The organism is Actinoplanes sp. NBRC 103695 (assembly GCF_030269485.1).
In the GTDB taxonomy this organism is placed as follows: domain Bacteria; phylum Actinomycetota; class Actinomycetes; order Mycobacteriales; family Micromonosporaceae; genus Actinoplanes.
Window position 1 is genome coordinate 24,301 of sequence record NZ_BSTL01000018.1, and the last position, 14,110, is coordinate 38,410.

The window sequence follows — 14,110 nt, forward strand, 5'->3', positions numbered from 1 at the left end:
TGACTTCTAAACTACTCAGAGAGACGGGCGAGGGTCAATGGGATTGTCGTCGCGCCACATGGGATAGACCGGCGGCGCATCGCGCCCGGTGAACAACGGATCACCGAACGCGCGGTAACCGTGGTGGAGAAAGAAGCGGCGGCTACCTCGGTCCCCCGCCATGACGTGCGCACCGAGGCGGAGCCTGTCGAGGTAGGCGTGCTGGTGGCGCATCAGCAAAGATCCGACCCCTCGCCCCTGGCGATCCGGGGCGACGGCGAGCAGCGCCAAGAACCGATGCGGCCCACGGGGACGACCGTCACGAATCCCCGCCAGAAATGCCTCGAGCCGGTCTGGGTGGTCCCCGATGGCCGCGGCCGACTCCCATTGCGGAACCGCCGCGGACGGTAGCTCACCGTCGTGGCGGAACCAGACCGCGACCGCCGACAGGTCTCTAGTGGTGTGCACCTCACCGTGGTCGATGCCGTGCCGAATCGTCGAGTCAAGGAAACCAGCACGTCCCGCGCCGCCACCGACGCCAGCGGCGACGAGCCAGCGATAGATCGGCAGGCTCGCGAAAGCCAAGTTGGCCATGGCCGCGAGCGGCAAGGATTGATCAGCCCTAACAGAGATGATCTCTACAGGCGACGCCCGCGCCTCATCAGCCATGTACCTCCCGTCCAAAATTGCCCCGCCGTCCGCACTTGACCTGTCGTGGTGCGCTGGTTTCGTTGGTGGCCGGTGCGTTGATCGTTGAGGTACCCGCTTCGCGTCCGGCCCGATCTTCGCCCGCTCGGTGCTGATGGCCGCGGATCTGCACGTAAGCTGCCGAAGTCGACATGTGGCCCGCACCGAGGCTGGTCATGACGTCGCTCATTGCTGCACACGACTGACCTGTCGTGAGCCTTTCGAACACAGCGTCGTATCGAGCACGGCGACTGCCTCGTCGGCGGTGGCGGTCAAACATCGCAGGATCCGCTCCGGCAACGCGCCGATGCCCAGACCTGATTCCGCCGCCAGATGGTTGAGGTCGGTACGTCGACGCTCGGTGATGCCGTCGATAGGCTCGCGGAAACCGAGCACGTCTCGTGCCGCGTACCCGTCTTTGGAGTCGACCGCTTCCGTTGCTATCCGACCCAGCAGCACCTTCGCGAGATCGGGACGGGTGGGGCTTGCCAAGGTGGCGAGGGTTAGCCCGAGTCGGGCGCGATAGGACGCGTAGCCGGCGGCCGGCGTTCGCGCGGTGAAGCGCGCCATGGCCGTCGTCAGGTGGCGGGCCATTAGGGAGTCACTGGGGTCCGTACACATCAGATGCAGGCAGCCCGCGATCTCCTGCTCCCATGGTTCGGTTGTGACGCTCTGCGCGAGCAGCGCCCGACCCTCGGCCGGCGCGTCAGTCATACAGCGGGCGATGATGGCGGCCTGGCGGCCCTCCATGAGGTGAACGCCGATGCCGCTATAGGAGCGTGCGTGTTCGGCCGCGTCTACCCAACGGCCGGCCAGTGCGAGTGCGCGTACGCCCTCGCCGATGAGTTGGAGCCAGACCCATTCGCGTAGCTGCCGGCGCTCTTGTTGGCCGCCGACGAGGTCGGCCATGGGCAGCGTTTGGTTTTCGACGGTGAGATCGGATCGTCGGGTGACTGTCTGGTACATGGATTCCAGCAGGTGCAGCGCTGCGGTGCCCTGGTCGGTGCGGATCTGCAGGCGGGCGAGGTTGAGGACGGGTTCGAGTAGGTAGCGGGCTTCGAGGATAGTCAGGGGTCGCTCGGCGCGGCGGTAAGTGTCGATGTGCTGCCAGCACAGGTGGCGGGCAAGGTCGGTCATGCCGCTGTCGCTGGCGATGAGGGCGGCTTTGTTGAGGGCGTGGGCCGCGCCGGCCATCCCGTTGTCTGGCTTCTGCCGGGCGCCGTCGACCGCGTCGACGACCTCCTGAACGCGCAACGGCAGCGCCGGGCAGTCGGGCCGGGGACGGCCGAGCAGCGGAAACCGGCGGACGGCGGCGGCGAGCGGCGATAGTGGCATGGTCAGCTCCGGGGCAGGGTGGCGGCTTTCACCGCGTGCGCGAGGATGCCTTGGGCGTGGGCGGACAGGCCGAGCCGGTTCCAGTGGAAGATCACGATTTGGGCGATCGTGGCGCGCAGGCCGCGATCGAGGCGGTTTGCGGTGGCGGCGTCGCCGAGTTCCTGTCCGGCCTGGATGAACGCGGCGAGCCATGGTGCGGCGTGAGCGGCGGGTCCTGCTGGCGTGAACAGTGGGTGGTCGGCGTTGACGGCGGCGGTCAGCAGTGGGCGGAGCTTGAGGGCGAGTGCGGCGATCCGCTCAGCGTCGCCGTCGGCGGGTGCCGGGCGCAGGTGGGCGACCTGGTCGAAGACGTCGCCGGTCTCGAACCAATCCAGGCCGGCGTGCTGCTGCAAGGCTTGGATGAGCAGCAGGGAAAGCTCGCGGCGGCCCAGCCCTGGCAATGGGCGGCGGGAGTAGGTGAGCACGCCTCGGCTGTCGGCGCAGAACAGGTCGTGGACGATGGCCATCCCGGCGTTGCCGCCGAAGGCGGCGGTCTCCGGTTCGTAGATGCTCGGCCGCCAACGGTCGATGGCACCGGCAGCAACGAGGTCATCGAGCAGCGCCTCAACCGCAGGGCGATCGTCGGTGCGGACGCGGAGCCGCCAGTCGGGATATTTGCGTAGGAACCACCAGGCGTCGCGTCCCCGGCCGAGCTGGTCGAGGCGGGGTGCGACCTGCTCGGCGAACGTCGCTTCCGCGCCGGTCCACTGTGTGGGGGTGACCCGTGCCTGGAACCAGGCCCGCTCGAGCTGGCGGTGCAGGGCGGCCCGACCGGCGGCCCGGTAGGTCTCGACCGCCTCGGCGAGGTCGACGTCATCGACGGCCGACCGTTCGAGCGCGACGCCGGCGATAACCGCCTCCACCTGCTCGGCGAGCTGATCGGCGGTCAGAGCTTGATCAGCGGGGATGGTTAGGCGATCAGCAAGCATGCGTCCCACCTTGTGTGTGGCGGCTGGCCGGTGCGGATGGTCTCGGTGGTGAGGGCGACGCCGGTGTTGCCGCTCAGGAATCCGATGTCATTGCCGTGCTCCGCGTTGGTAATGAGCGCGGCGAGGGCGGGAAGCTGGTCGGCTATCACGGGATTGGTGGTGTCGGCGGCGGCCCGGTAGGCGGTCTGGTAGAGCCCGGCGTATCCGTGGCAGAGTCCCGGGTCGGTGAGCCGGTCGCGTTGCGGGCTGGTCAGGCACGCGGCGAGGGCGAGTTCGGCGCTGGTTTTGCGGGTGCGGTCGCCGGTGGCGATGGCGGCGAGTTGTTGGGCGCGGGCGATGCCGGCGGCGCCGTAGCACCACGACGGCCGCCCCGGGCCGTCGTGGGCAGGGCGGCCGGTGCGGACCTGCTCACCAGTGATCCATTGGGGCCACCACGCGCCGTGCGCGGAGTCTTGCCGCCATTGATCGAACCAGGCGCAGAGCCAGCGGATCGCCTCGGCCTGTCCCTCGACGTGGCGGCCGTGGCGGGAGGCGTGGGCCAGCAGGGCAAGCAGCCCGGCCGCGCCGTGCGCCATGCCGAGGTTGGCGTGCCCACCCGGCGTCGGGTACAGCGGGTCGGGATCGTGCTCCACCCACCACCCGGGGATGTGCATGCCGTCGTGGTAGCGGGGTCCAGCCAGCCGGACGGCGTAGCGCAGCACATCACCCATCTCGCTGCTGCCGGGCGCGTGGTGCAGCAGCAGTCCGCCGATGCCGATCAGGCCGGTGAACAGGTCGTACTCGGCGAAGGTGGCCGGGCGGCCGTCGCGCAGCCGGTCGGTGGCGTTCGTGAGGCGGGCGCGGGTGAGCCGGCGAACATGCCGGTCGAGGGCCTGCCGGGCGGCCGGGTAGCGGTCGCGGCCGTCCACGGTCGCGGCGTGTAGGAGGAACGCGATGGCCGGTGCGCCGTAGTAGAGCGCGCAGTGGGGCGCAGCGTCGACCGGCCCCGCCGTGGCCTGCTTGATCAGGCGTTGGGCCGTGGCCCAGTCACCTGCGCCGTTGGTTGCTCGTTCGATCGCGAGCAGCGCATGCCCGACGGTGCCGGAGGCCAGAGACTGCGCGCCGGCCTGGGCCACGGTGAGGGTGACCGGCGTGGCGGCAGTCATTGGACACTCACTGTGGCGAGACAGCGCATGGCAGCGGCTCGGGCCAGGCGGCTGGTTTTGCGCTCGAACTCCGGGTCAACGCCGACCGCGCGGACGTGATGCTCGTGTAGCAGGGTCCGCAGCACACCGGCCGGGTCACGCTCGGCGTTCAGGGCGCTGTAGTACGCGTGCAGCGCTGGTTGGCGGGCCTGCCATGCGGCGAGGACAGCGGCGCCCCCGGGCAGGGCACGGAGCCGGGGAAATTCGGCGGTCGGGTCGGCGAGGTCACGGGCCAGTTGGCCCAGCGCCCGGTCTGCCGGCTCGGTGTGTTGTTTCAGGTGGGCAAGCAGCGTCCGGTAGCCGGTCATGGGGTCGGGCGCGAACCCGGCCGCGAGCTGGACCATGGACGCGGCGGCGAGCGCCTGACCGGAGACGCCGGCCTGCTCGGCCACGCGGAGCTGCGCTATCGCCGCGGTGGTGTCGGCGGCGAAGACCCATTCGGCGATCTGGTCGGTTGGTGGGTTTCTGTAGCGGCCAGGCTGTTCGTGGTAGGAGGCGAAGACAAGTTCGGCGGGTAGGCCCAGGGCATGTAGATCGTCGGTGAATTGCCCGAGCCGGGCGGCGACCGGCCCGTACGCGGTCGGCGACTCCAGGCGGAAGAACAGCGACAGATGTTGGTCGGCGTCGAGGCGGATCATGTCCCGGTGGCGGCTGGCCCACCAGCGCAGCACACCGAGGTCGGTCAGGCTGTCGGCGAATGCTGGCACGTGGCTGGTGAGCAGGTCATCGAACCGGGCGGGATTGCCGATCAGCCGCGCGTGGACGACGACGGACCCGCCGGGCCGGTGGGTCCGTCCCACCCCGGCGGTCACCGGCAGCCGACGTGTCACCGGCTTGGTGAGCGTCATCGGGATGACGAACTCGGCCGGTCGGCCGAGCCACCCGTCACCGTCGGCGGGCGCGTCCTCGCACAATTCGAGCCGGTCCACCCGGCCCAGCCGGGTCTTCAACAGCGCGCGATCCAGAGGGTCGTCGAGGTGGAGGGGTAGGCGTAGCTCGTCGTGGCAGACGATCACGCGGGCGGGAACGCGCCACCGCTGCCGCCACCGGCCCAGCGCCGTCTCCCACGCCTCGTCGTCGCCGTCCGTGGGCTGCGCGGTGAGATCAGCGGCGGCTAGCCACCAGCGAGCCGGGGCCAGCACCGTGTGCCGATAGCGGACACGCGGCGTATAAGGCAGGGTGCGGGCGGCGGCGCCGACATCGAGCGGGCCGAACACGGCGCTGCGGGCGTCGCCGACCTCGGCGAGGAAGCGGGCCAGCGGCGGCATCTGCACAGCAGCGAGGGCGTGCGGATTGTGCACGACAACCCGCCGGCCGGTCGGCCGGTGCACAAGATAGAGCTGGTCCGCGTCGGCAGTGACCGCGAGATAGTCGATGCTGATCACGTCACCGTCAGGGTGTTCGGCCACCGCGACCACCTGGGCGCCGAGCCGACCGACCCGCACGACGTTCTCGTTGTGCACCCGCCGAGGTGGAAACGACAGCTGCACCACCATCGCGTCCACATCGTTGGCTGCGTAGGTCTGTGCGAGATGGTCGCGTTCGTCGGGGTCGAGCAGGTACGCGAACCGGCCGGCCATGCTCGTGTGGGCGCGGGGCGCACCGGTGATCCGCAGCTCGAACTCGCCGCGGTTCATCGCCTCCGGCGAGGCCGCGTGGATGGAGACGCCCAGCTCGATCCGGGGCGGCGGCACGACGGCGGTGGGATCGCCCACCGTCAGCGCGCCGATGTCCGCGTCCGAGAGCCGGATCTCGTCGGCGCCATCGAGCATGGTCCGTTGGATGAGCGCCATCAGGTAGGCGTCTCGTTCGGTGAGGATCCGCCACGCGGGCCGGGCGCGCGGCGCGCCCAGATAGCCGGGCGGGTAGCCCAGACCGGAGTCGGCCACGAGGTCCCTCACCGGGACCAGCGCACCCGGGCCGTACCGGGCTCGGAACCTGGCGTGGTAGTCCAGCCAGGCGTGCGTCCCGAACGGCTGGGTCGTGACGCGCAGCAGAACCCCGGCCGCGTACGCGGCTTCGTCCAGCACCCGTTGCGGCACGCCGACGGTAGCGTCGAGGCGGACGTCCACGGCCAGCGGCGGCTCGCCGGCCGGCACGATCGCGGCCATCGCCTCGGCGGCCGTGGATCGGATGGTGGCCTGCCGGCGACGATCATCTGTCGCGTTGTGTCGGGTGAGGTGTTCGTGGATGTCGCCGAGGTTGTCGATGAGTGCCACGACCTCGGGCAGGTGCTCGGTGTCGGCGGCGCGCAGCGTGGCGAGCACGTAGGCGAGCGGGTCCTCGGCGGTCATCGGTGGGCGCAGGTTCGTGATCAGCATCTGGCCGTCGATCAGCCCGTGCAGCATCGTCTCGATGGTGCCCGGGCCGACCTGCGGGAGCTGGGCCGCAAGCTGCGAGATCAGATGATCGAAGCGCACTGCGGCGGCGGCATGGGCGAGGGCCATCCGCACCGGACCGGTGTACCGGGTCGAGGTCTCCCGCATCGGGCCGGGCCTGCGCTGGCCGGGCGTGGGACGGGCGGCGACGATGAACCGGCCGTCGCGGACGAACCCGTCGTTGTTGGCGACCACCATCACCGTGCGACGCAGGCCGTGGTCCTGTTCCAGCCGGTCAACCACCTGGGTGAGCCAGTCCGCGTCGACCCGGGCTATCGCCTGGTGCTGATCACCGACTTTGGCCATGGCGGGTCCGACGGTGGCGGTGGTGACTCCGGCGAACAGCCCGAACGGAGTGGCACGCCGCTGCCAGCGCCGCAGGTACGAGGCGGTCGCCGTCACGGCGCGGTGGACCGCCCTGGCATCAGGCTTCTCAACGGTGAGCAGTTGGTCCACCCGGGCGGCCAGATCGGGGCTGGCCACGGTGATCGCGTCGCGCAGCTCCGGTTGCGCCCATTGGGCGCCCAGCCAGGCAAGGCCGTCCAGTGCGGCCTCGGAATCGGGCAGCGTCGGGCTGTCGAGGTCGTAGGTGCTGGTGCGAACCAGCACAGGGCCGACCGGCTGATAGGGGTGGGGGACGGTCGGCATGCCGCACCTCCGCGCGCGGGGTAGGGGGCCGTCGGAGCCCGCCAGGCGGCGCGGGCTCCGACGACGTCAGGGGTGGAAACGGCGTTAGCGCGGGTCGTACGAGGACGTGGAGCACGCGCTGGTGCTACACGTCGATCCGCAGCCGTCGTTGGTGTTGCACATGAAGATCGTCAGCGGCGTCGTGGCCTCGACCACGCGCATATCCAACTCGAAGTCGTCATCGGTGACGACCTCGGCGTCGGGTGCGGTGGGGGCGTCGAGGACCGCAGTCTGCGGGGCCATCGACATCACTCTCCTTACGGGGTGCGAAGGGTTTGTTGGCCACCTGGCCTGGTGCGGTTGAGCCGCGCGCCGCTCACCCGCGTGCGGGCCAGGAGATCGTGACGACGCCGTGCGTCTTGTCCATGACGGCGGCGTCGGCGGGAATCTGGGAGTGGTCGCTGCCGGCGGGCCAGTACCCGAACATCGGCTCGGTGTGCCGGCCGTGGCGGTCCCACGCCCGGATCTGCTCCACGACGGCCGTCGCGGCGAGTTCGCCGTCGCGGCCGTAGGCGCAGGCGCCGAACTCCACGCCGGCCCCGTCGAGCGCGGGCCGGATCGCCAGGTAGGCGAAGCCGGCGCCGCGCACGGCGCCGAACGGGAACCAGGTGCCACGCTCGGCGGCCAGCTCGGTACCGTCGTCAACAGTCAGCAGGCAGAACCCGGGCAGGTGCCAGGCGAACCACAGGTACAGGTCAGCGAACGAGGTCCGGTGTTTGATCGTCGCCCCGGACCACACCTCGGTCCGGTCGGTCGCGAGCACACCGTCCAGCGGGCTCATGTCATCGGGTACGCCGGAGTCGAACCGCAGCTTCACCTGCTTGCCGTTCGGATCCGTCAGCATGAACACCCGCTCTGGGTGCCGGCCGGCGCCCTGCATCGGCACGAACCCGGCCACCTCGATCGACGCACTCTCCAGGTGGTCACCGGTACGGCGGAACCCGATGGTGCGGGTGACCCCGTTCATGATCAGCGGCAGGACGAGGACACCCTTGTCGGCAAGGAGGTCCAGCCAGACCGGTGGGATGTCCCAGGCCCCGACCGTCACGATGATCGCGTCGAACTGGCCTTCGCCGGGTACGCCGTGCTCGGCGTCCGCGACCAGGACCCGAACCCGGCTGCCGTAGCCCGTCTCGTCCACCAGCTTCGCCGCGCGGTCGGTGACCTCGGGGTCGATGTCCACGCTGACCACGCGGCCTTTTTCCCCGATGATCTCTGCGATCAGGGCCGCGTTCAGCCCGCCGGAGCCGACTTCGAGGACCCTCATGCCCGGCTGGAGCTCGGCCTGTTCCAGCATCCGTGCCTGGATGTAGGCCGCGGACACCGACGAGAGCGCCACACCATGCTCGTCGAGCTTGGTCACCACCGCGTCATCCACGGCGTACGCCTTCTCAAGGGGCACGTCGGCTGGGAGGAACCGCTCTCGGGCTACAGTCCGGAAGGCGGCCTCGACCGCTGGGCTGGTGATCTTCCCATCGGCGCGGAGGTTCTCGACGAGCGCGGCGCGCAGCTCTGCCGCACGGTCTGCGTTCGGTGCGGCGTCGTCGGTGGATCGTCCGGTCGGTGCGGCGGCCTGCTGGGACTCGGCGCTTGGGTCAGTCACGGTGCTTCCCTTCATCACTGGCATGTTCTGGACAACGGAAGTCACTGGCATCACGGCACCGCGCGCCGGCACCTACACGGCCTCGGCCTGCGGTTCGTGCGAGAGTCGGCTGGCTCACCTGGCACCGCCGTTCGCGGTCAGCGCGCTCAACGCGTCCAGTAGTCGACGGCCGGAGCCGTGGTACCACAGTGCCGACACGCCGAGGCTGACGGTGAGCCGGTACTGGTCGTGTGGGGACGGGTACACCGCAGCCAGCTTGCGGCTCAGACTCTCGCTGAGCGGCGTGACGTCGCAGTCGAGGCAGACTGTCTCAATGGTGCGGATTATCAGATCGCCACCGCCGGCGAGCCAGAACGCTTCGGCGTAGTGCTCGACCAGCCGGTTGTACCACCAGGCCGGGTCGACGATCAGCTCTAGGCAGGGGCGCAACAGCGTCAGGTTGATCGTCATCGCGGCTCGCCCCCCAGTGGTGGGCAGGTCTCGGCCAGGTCGAACGCGGCGGTGACGAGCCGGTGATCGGATGGCCAGTTGGCCGGGTCGCCGGACGGGATGTGGACTCGGTAGCTATGCGGGTCGACGTACGGGACCATCGCGGGGTTGGCGACCAGCCAGTCCTTGATGATGGCGCCACCGGAGTCGATGTTGTTGTTGACCGTGGGCAGTAACGCGGTTGCTGAGCCTGTCTGCCAGGCGAGTTCTGCGATGGCGTGGTAGCCGCATCCGGCAACCCGCCTGTCGCCGTCCCAGTAGCCGAGGAGGTGGTCCACCGCCTCGGTGTCCGCGACCCATGTTCCGTCGGGCAAGCGACGGGCCTCGGCGCTGCGTCGCTGGGAGCTGGCGACGGTCCAGTCTCGCTGCGGCAGGTGCGGTCCCGACGCGTTGGCGTTGAGGTCGCCGCCACCGATGACCGGGAGGCGGGTGTCGCGGCCGTATCGGGACAGCCGCGCCGCTTCCTGCCGGCGGATCGTTCCGGAGTCCGGATGCCAATGGTCGACCCAGGTGAGGAACTCGGCGCGGCTATCGCCGTCCGGCGCGCTGTCGCGGACCGCGAACCGGGCCACGTTAAGCTTGTCCGCGTACCCGTAAGGATCGTCCGGGTTCCACCATGTCCGCAGCACGAGCACGGTCGGGTCGTACACGATCGCTGGCGGGATCGGGCCGCGAGGACACGTGCCGAGGACCCCAACGTAGGGCACGCCGAGTTCGTCGGACAGGGCCTCCGCCGCGCCATGCAGCCCGACGTTGGCGTTTGCCCGCCACAACTTCGCTTCATTGATCAACCACAACGCAGGAGCCGCGTCGAGGTCGGCGGCGGCCCGCTGAAGCCGGCGGAAGTCGTACCCGCCATCAGAGCGCAAGCAACCGCCCATGCAGTTGAACAGCGCCGTACCGACCCGGGTCATGATCCGGTCCTCTGCCCGGTGTCGATCCGGGCGACTGCGCCGTAGGCGGCGACGGCCTCTGCGCCGGCTTGTGGGCTTGGGATGAGGTCGGGACGCCAGTCCACGAGCGAACACACACCTGGGTCCACCAGGCTCAACCCGTTGAAGAACTTCTCGAACTCGTTGCGGGTTCGGGGGCGGAATGGCCCGTCCTTACCGCGTTCGGCGAGGACACGCAGCCGCTCGAGCGTCTCCTCCGGTAGCGGGTCGTAGGTGGCTTGCGAGATGGCCACGTAGCTGCCGGGCGGTAGCCGGTCGACCAGCTCCGACATGATGCTGTACGCCTGCTGATCGTCGTCGAGGAAGTGGAGCACGGCGATGAGCAGGACAGCGATCGGCTTGCCAAAATCGAAGGTGTCGTGCACGGTGCTGTTGGCCAGGATCCTCCCGGGGTCGCGCAGGTCGCCCTCGACGTACCCGGTGACGCCTTCCGGCGTGCCGATCATCAGCGCTCGGTTATGAACCATCACGAGCGGGTCGTTGTCGACATAGACCACCCGGGCGGCTGGCGTGATGCCCTGCGCGATCTGGTGCACATTCGGCTCGGTCGGGATGCCAGTGCCAACGTCGAGGAATTGGGTGATGCCCGCCTCGGCGGCCAAATACCTGACGACCCGATGCATGTATCGGCGGTTTTCCCGTACGGAGGTGACGATGTCGGGGTACGCCTCCGCGATCCGGTCACCGGATTCCCGATCGGCTGCGAAGTTGTCCTTGCCGCCGAGCCAGTAGTCATAGCGTCGCGCTGGATGCGGAACGGTGACGTCAATCTTGTCGGCTGGCGCGGTGGCGTCATCGGCGGGAATGCCGGGCGGTGTCGTCGTCATCAGGGAGTCCGGTCCAAGGGTCGGGTTGCTGGCGCGCCCCGGTGAGCGCGTGGGCGATCGGGGAAAGCAGGCGCTAATCGGGGGTGTGCCGCCGCAGTACGGGGGGCTGAGACAGCGGCACACCCCCTTGTCCGCCGCCCCGACCGCAGGCGTATTGAGCCTGTCGCGGAGATCGGGCGGCGTCGGCCGCTCGCCGGCCGAGCCGATACGGCGAGCAGCGAGGTGTGGCGGGGGCGGGTTCGGCGGGCTGCCACGACGGTCCTCAGTCCAGTCCCGGACGCCGGGCTTGTTCGATGAACAGGGTGTAGTAGCGGACCAGGCCATGAGGCACAGGCAGGTACTCGTGGGCGCCGGTCGAGCGTTGTTCGGAGGCCAGCAGCCGGCCATCGGTGGGATCGAACAGGAGTGTGTATTGCACGCCGCGGCTGGCGAGGCTCACCGCGACACCGGCTCGGCCGAGCCGGTCGGTTGCCCCGATGCGGTAGGTGAGGCCGCCCAGGTCGGCCAGGACTCGCAGGACGGCTTGCCGCGCGGGCAGGTTCACGTAGTGCGACCTGTAGAGCTCGTCAACCGCTCGGACGGTCGCCTGCGGTCCGTCTGGCATCGGATCGGCGACGGCGAGCTGCCGGGCCAACGCGGCTGGCTCGGTGGAGATCGGGCCAGAGATGGGGCTGCGGGCGTTGCCTGCGGAGTAGTTGGTGCGCTTGACGTGTCCGTGTGCGAACTCGTCGTCCGTAGTCCGGTAGTTGGGGTTCGCGCCCTTGAGCCTGTAGTCCGGCGGGTTCTCGACATCGATCCCCAGGCCGGAGCCATCTGCGGCTTCCCAGCGACGGATATCGAGGGCGAACACCGCCGGGGTGTTCTCCCGCATCCCGGTTGGCGCGGGCGTGCCCGTGGTGTCGAGGATCCAGCGCCGCTGACGGTGGTAGGCGTACCCGGTGGCCGAGTCGGCGGGAGCGGCGATGATCGTGTCGGCCAGCCGGATCAGGGCGTCGTACGTGGATTCCGGCACTGAGACGGGCGTCGTGCCCGCCACCACAGCCTGAGACGGCGTGGCCCGGTTTCCGTGGTCAGCTCTGCCGCCGACGGTGGCCAGTGCCGGAGCTGCCGCAGCGAAGACGACGGCGGACACGATCAGCACCTGCCAGAGGCGATGTCGTCGTGGCCGCGCGGCGTCGTCATGAGCCGGCGGCGATGGCTGCCCGGAGCCGTGGGAGTGGGTCATCACATCGCCGCCACGGCGAGGTCACCGCGACCGGCGTCGACCGCCGTGACCACGGCACGGATCGTCGCCTCGTCGTGCTCGTCGACAACGTAACGCAGCCACTCGCTCAGCTCGCGGGTGGACCTGCTGCCGTCGTAGATGAACTCGGCCAACTCCAGCGCGGCCGTCAGGCCGCACAACGCCACGGTTTGATTGTCGGGTGCAGCTTGGTGCCGGCCCTGTCGTTCGTAGTAGGCGACAGCGTCTCGCACGTGGGCGCGAGCGCGTACGGCGTAGCCTTCGTGCACCGGGAGATGCGTCTCGGTCTTGACCAATCCGCCGTACCGACGAACCTGCGTCCGGCGCAGCAGACCAACCGTGATCATGTTGGCCTGGACCCGCTCGCAGAGGTCACTCGCCGCAAATCCGCGCAGCCAGGCCCGGACCTGGTCTCCGCTGGTCTGGATGCGCACGGTGCGCTCCACAGCGGCGAGGGCGGAGTCCCTCAGTGGGCTACCGGTCGGGCCGGGCCGGGCCACTGCCAGCCGGCCAGACTCCGGCCGCCACTGCCGCTGCTTGTAGTCGAAGGCCGAGCCGATGTAGACGTGGCCGGCGAACCACAGCTCCAGCAGCAACGCCCCGGCCAACCCGATCGCGAGCGACTGTTCGTTGATCAGTGGTTTGCCGCTGTCGTCGTCGTGGGCCAGCAGGTACAACTCGGCGTGCAGCGGCAGCACCGCTGCCGGGTTGAGTCGGGTCTGATGCACGGGGCGAGCCTCGCCAGCGGTCGCGTAGGTGGTCATCGGACGCCGACCTCGGACACCGGCCGGGGTGTAGCGCGCAGCCGCTCGTGGGCGCCCTCGTACGCGGCGGCCCCGCGAAGGAGGGCTTTGGGCATGCGGGCGAGCATCGTGTAGTTCGGGTCGCACACGTTGCCCACCGGCGCCGTCCCGGCCTGCGCCACGAGCTGGTACGCATCGAGGGTGGCCAGGCCGGTCAGCTCGCTGACCCATTGGACCAGGTCGTGTTGGCTGATCCGGAACGCGTCTTCGAGGGGCCGGGCACAGCCGATCGACAACAGCCCGTCGCTGGTCTCCAGGCGCGGCGTCGGCGTGGACGCCCCTTTGATGACTTCGACGGTGATGGTGGTGTGCATCGCCGTCTCGACCGCGACGCCGGAGACCTCGCCCTGGCCCTGGCGGGCGTGTCCGTCGCCGAGCGCCAGCATGGCTCCGTGCACGAACACCGGCAGATACAGCGTGGTGCCGGCCCGCAGCTCCGGGGTGTCGAGGTTCCCGCCGTGCACATCGCAGGTGATCGTGGAGATGGCCTGCCATCCGGCGGGGGCGACGCCGACGGTGCCGTGCATCGGCTCCAATGGCAGGTCCACCGTGTGATCGCTCTCGCGGGCCTGGAATCGGACTGTGCCAGCGGCGGCATCGATCGGGTACATCCACACCTGCTCGTCCAGCGGCGGCTGCAACGTCGCAGTGGTGTGGGTCGAGGTGAGCGCCCCGAAGTGCGGGAAGGTGCTCGACACGCCCCAGTCTCGGGCCGGGGTGATGTCGAGGAAGTGCACGGCGAGGGTGTCGCCGGGCTCGGCGCCGTCGATGTAGAACGGGCCAGTGACCGGGTTGAGGTACGGCATCTGGCACACCCGCGTGGGCAGGTCGTCGATCGTCTTGACGGCACCGCCGAAGCAGTCCTCCGTGTAAACGGTGCGCACCTCACCCGGGCCGAGGTCCCGGACCGGTTCCCGGCCGCCGAACGTGTAGCCCAGCTCGGCCGGCTTCGGCACATAGATGTCGCTCATCGG

At 69.7% G+C, this 14,110-nt stretch carries 13 protein-coding genes; all 13 read right to left on the minus strand.

The window, feature by feature from the left end:
* Window positions 1-15: 15 nt before the first annotated feature.
* The gene (locus tag QSK31_RS30000; protein WP_285687857.1) at window positions 16-648 is read right to left on the minus strand and encodes a GNAT family N-acetyltransferase; all 633 of its coding nucleotides are present in this window, start codon (window positions 646-648) and stop codon (window positions 16-18) included.
* A gap of 204 nt (window positions 649-852) precedes the next feature.
* The gene (locus tag QSK31_RS30005) at window positions 853-2,001 is read right to left on the minus strand and encodes a hypothetical protein (protein WP_285687858.1); all 1,149 of its coding nucleotides are present in this window, start codon (window positions 1,999-2,001) and stop codon (window positions 853-855) included.
* A 2-nt stretch (window positions 2,002-2,003) separates the two neighbouring features.
* Complete coding sequence (locus tag QSK31_RS30010; protein WP_285687859.1) at window positions 2,004-2,969, minus strand: thiopeptide-type bacteriocin biosynthesis protein; 966 nt, start codon at window positions 2,967-2,969, stop codon at window positions 2,004-2,006.
* Window positions 2,951-4,114 carry a lanthionine synthetase C family protein gene (locus QSK31_RS30015; RefSeq protein ID WP_285687860.1) on the minus strand — a complete coding sequence of 388 codons (1,164 nt, stop codon included), beginning with the start codon at window positions 4,112-4,114 and terminating at the stop codon, window positions 2,951-2,953. Before QSK31_RS30015 ends, QSK31_RS30010 begins: the two co-directional genes overlap by 19 nt.
* Complete coding sequence (locus QSK31_RS30020; protein WP_285687861.1) at window positions 4,111-7,179, minus strand: lantibiotic dehydratase; 3,069 nt, start codon at window positions 7,177-7,179, stop codon at window positions 4,111-4,113. Before QSK31_RS30020 ends, QSK31_RS30015 begins: the two co-directional genes overlap by 4 nt.
* Before the next feature lie 84 nt (window positions 7,180-7,263).
* Window positions 7,264-7,461: an FxLD family lanthipeptide gene (locus QSK31_RS30025; RefSeq protein WP_285687862.1), complete on the minus strand. Its 198-nt coding sequence runs from the start codon at window positions 7,459-7,461 to the stop codon at window positions 7,264-7,266.
* A gap of 73 nt (window positions 7,462-7,534) precedes the next feature.
* Complete coding sequence (gene fxlM, locus QSK31_RS30030; RefSeq protein WP_285687863.1) at window positions 7,535-8,821, minus strand: methyltransferase, FxLD system; 1,287 nt, start codon at window positions 8,819-8,821, stop codon at window positions 7,535-7,537.
* A 114-nt stretch (window positions 8,822-8,935) separates the two neighbouring features.
* Complete coding sequence (locus tag QSK31_RS30035) at window positions 8,936-9,271, minus strand: hypothetical protein (RefSeq protein ID WP_285687864.1); 336 nt, start codon at window positions 9,269-9,271, stop codon at window positions 8,936-8,938.
* A complete protein-coding gene (locus QSK31_RS30040; protein ID WP_285687865.1) occupies window positions 9,268-10,224 on the minus strand; it encodes a hypothetical protein in 957 nt (318 codons plus the stop codon). Before QSK31_RS30040 ends, QSK31_RS30035 begins: the two co-directional genes overlap by 4 nt.
* A complete protein-coding gene (locus QSK31_RS30045) occupies window positions 10,221-11,090 on the minus strand; it encodes an SAM-dependent methyltransferase (protein WP_285687866.1) in 870 nt (289 codons plus the stop codon). The genes QSK31_RS30040 and QSK31_RS30045 overlap by 4 nt, the downstream gene beginning before the upstream one ends.
* Window positions 11,091-11,352: 262 nt before the next feature.
* Window positions 11,353-12,231 carry a hypothetical protein gene (locus tag QSK31_RS30050; protein ID WP_285687867.1) on the minus strand — a complete coding sequence of 293 codons (879 nt, stop codon included), beginning with the start codon at window positions 12,229-12,231 and terminating at the stop codon, window positions 11,353-11,355.
* A gap of 83 nt (window positions 12,232-12,314) precedes the next feature.
* On the minus strand, window positions 12,315-13,061 hold the full coding sequence (locus QSK31_RS30055; RefSeq protein WP_285687868.1) for a GOLPH3/VPS74 family protein: 747 nt from the start codon (window positions 13,059-13,061) through the stop codon (window positions 12,315-12,317).
* 32 nt (window positions 13,062-13,093) lie between these two features.
* Complete coding sequence (locus QSK31_RS30060) at window positions 13,094-14,107, minus strand: acetamidase/formamidase family protein (RefSeq protein ID WP_285687869.1); 1,014 nt, start codon at window positions 14,105-14,107, stop codon at window positions 13,094-13,096.
* Window positions 14,108-14,110: the final 3 nt, after the last annotated feature.

Excerpts from the sequence above, each read along its gene's own strand:
- QSK31_RS30000 (WP_285687857.1), bottom strand. The coding sequence starts at position 648 with ATGGCTGATGAGGCGCGGGCGTCGCCTGTAGAGATCATCTCTGTTAGG.
- QSK31_RS30005 (WP_285687858.1), bottom strand. The coding sequence starts at position 2,001 with ATGCCACTATCGCCGCTCGCCGCCGCCGTCCGCCGGTTTCCGCTGCTC.
- QSK31_RS30010 (WP_285687859.1), bottom strand. The coding sequence starts at position 2,969 with ATGCTTGCTGATCGCCTAACCATCCCCGCTGATCAAGCTCTGACCGCC.
- QSK31_RS30015 (WP_285687860.1), bottom strand. The coding sequence starts at position 4,114 with ATGACTGCCGCCACGCCGGTCACCCTCACCGTGGCCCAGGCCGGCGCG.
- QSK31_RS30020 (WP_285687861.1), bottom strand. The coding sequence starts at position 7,179 with ATGCCGACCGTCCCCCACCCCTATCAGCCGGTCGGCCCTGTGCTGGTT.
- QSK31_RS30025 (WP_285687862.1), bottom strand. The coding sequence starts at position 7,461 with ATGGCCCCGCAGACTGCGGTCCTCGACGCCCCCACCGCACCCGACGCC.
- QSK31_RS30035 (WP_285687864.1), bottom strand. The coding sequence starts at position 9,271 with ATGACGATCAACCTGACGCTGTTGCGCCCCTGCCTAGAGCTGATCGTC.
- QSK31_RS30040 (WP_285687865.1), bottom strand. The coding sequence starts at position 10,224 with ATGACCCGGGTCGGTACGGCGCTGTTCAACTGCATGGGCGGTTGCTTG.
- QSK31_RS30045 (WP_285687866.1), bottom strand. The coding sequence starts at position 11,090 with ATGACGACGACACCGCCCGGCATTCCCGCCGATGACGCCACCGCGCCA.
- QSK31_RS30060 (WP_285687869.1), bottom strand. The coding sequence starts at position 14,107 with ATGAGCGACATCTATGTGCCGAAGCCGGCCGAGCTGGGCTACACGTTC.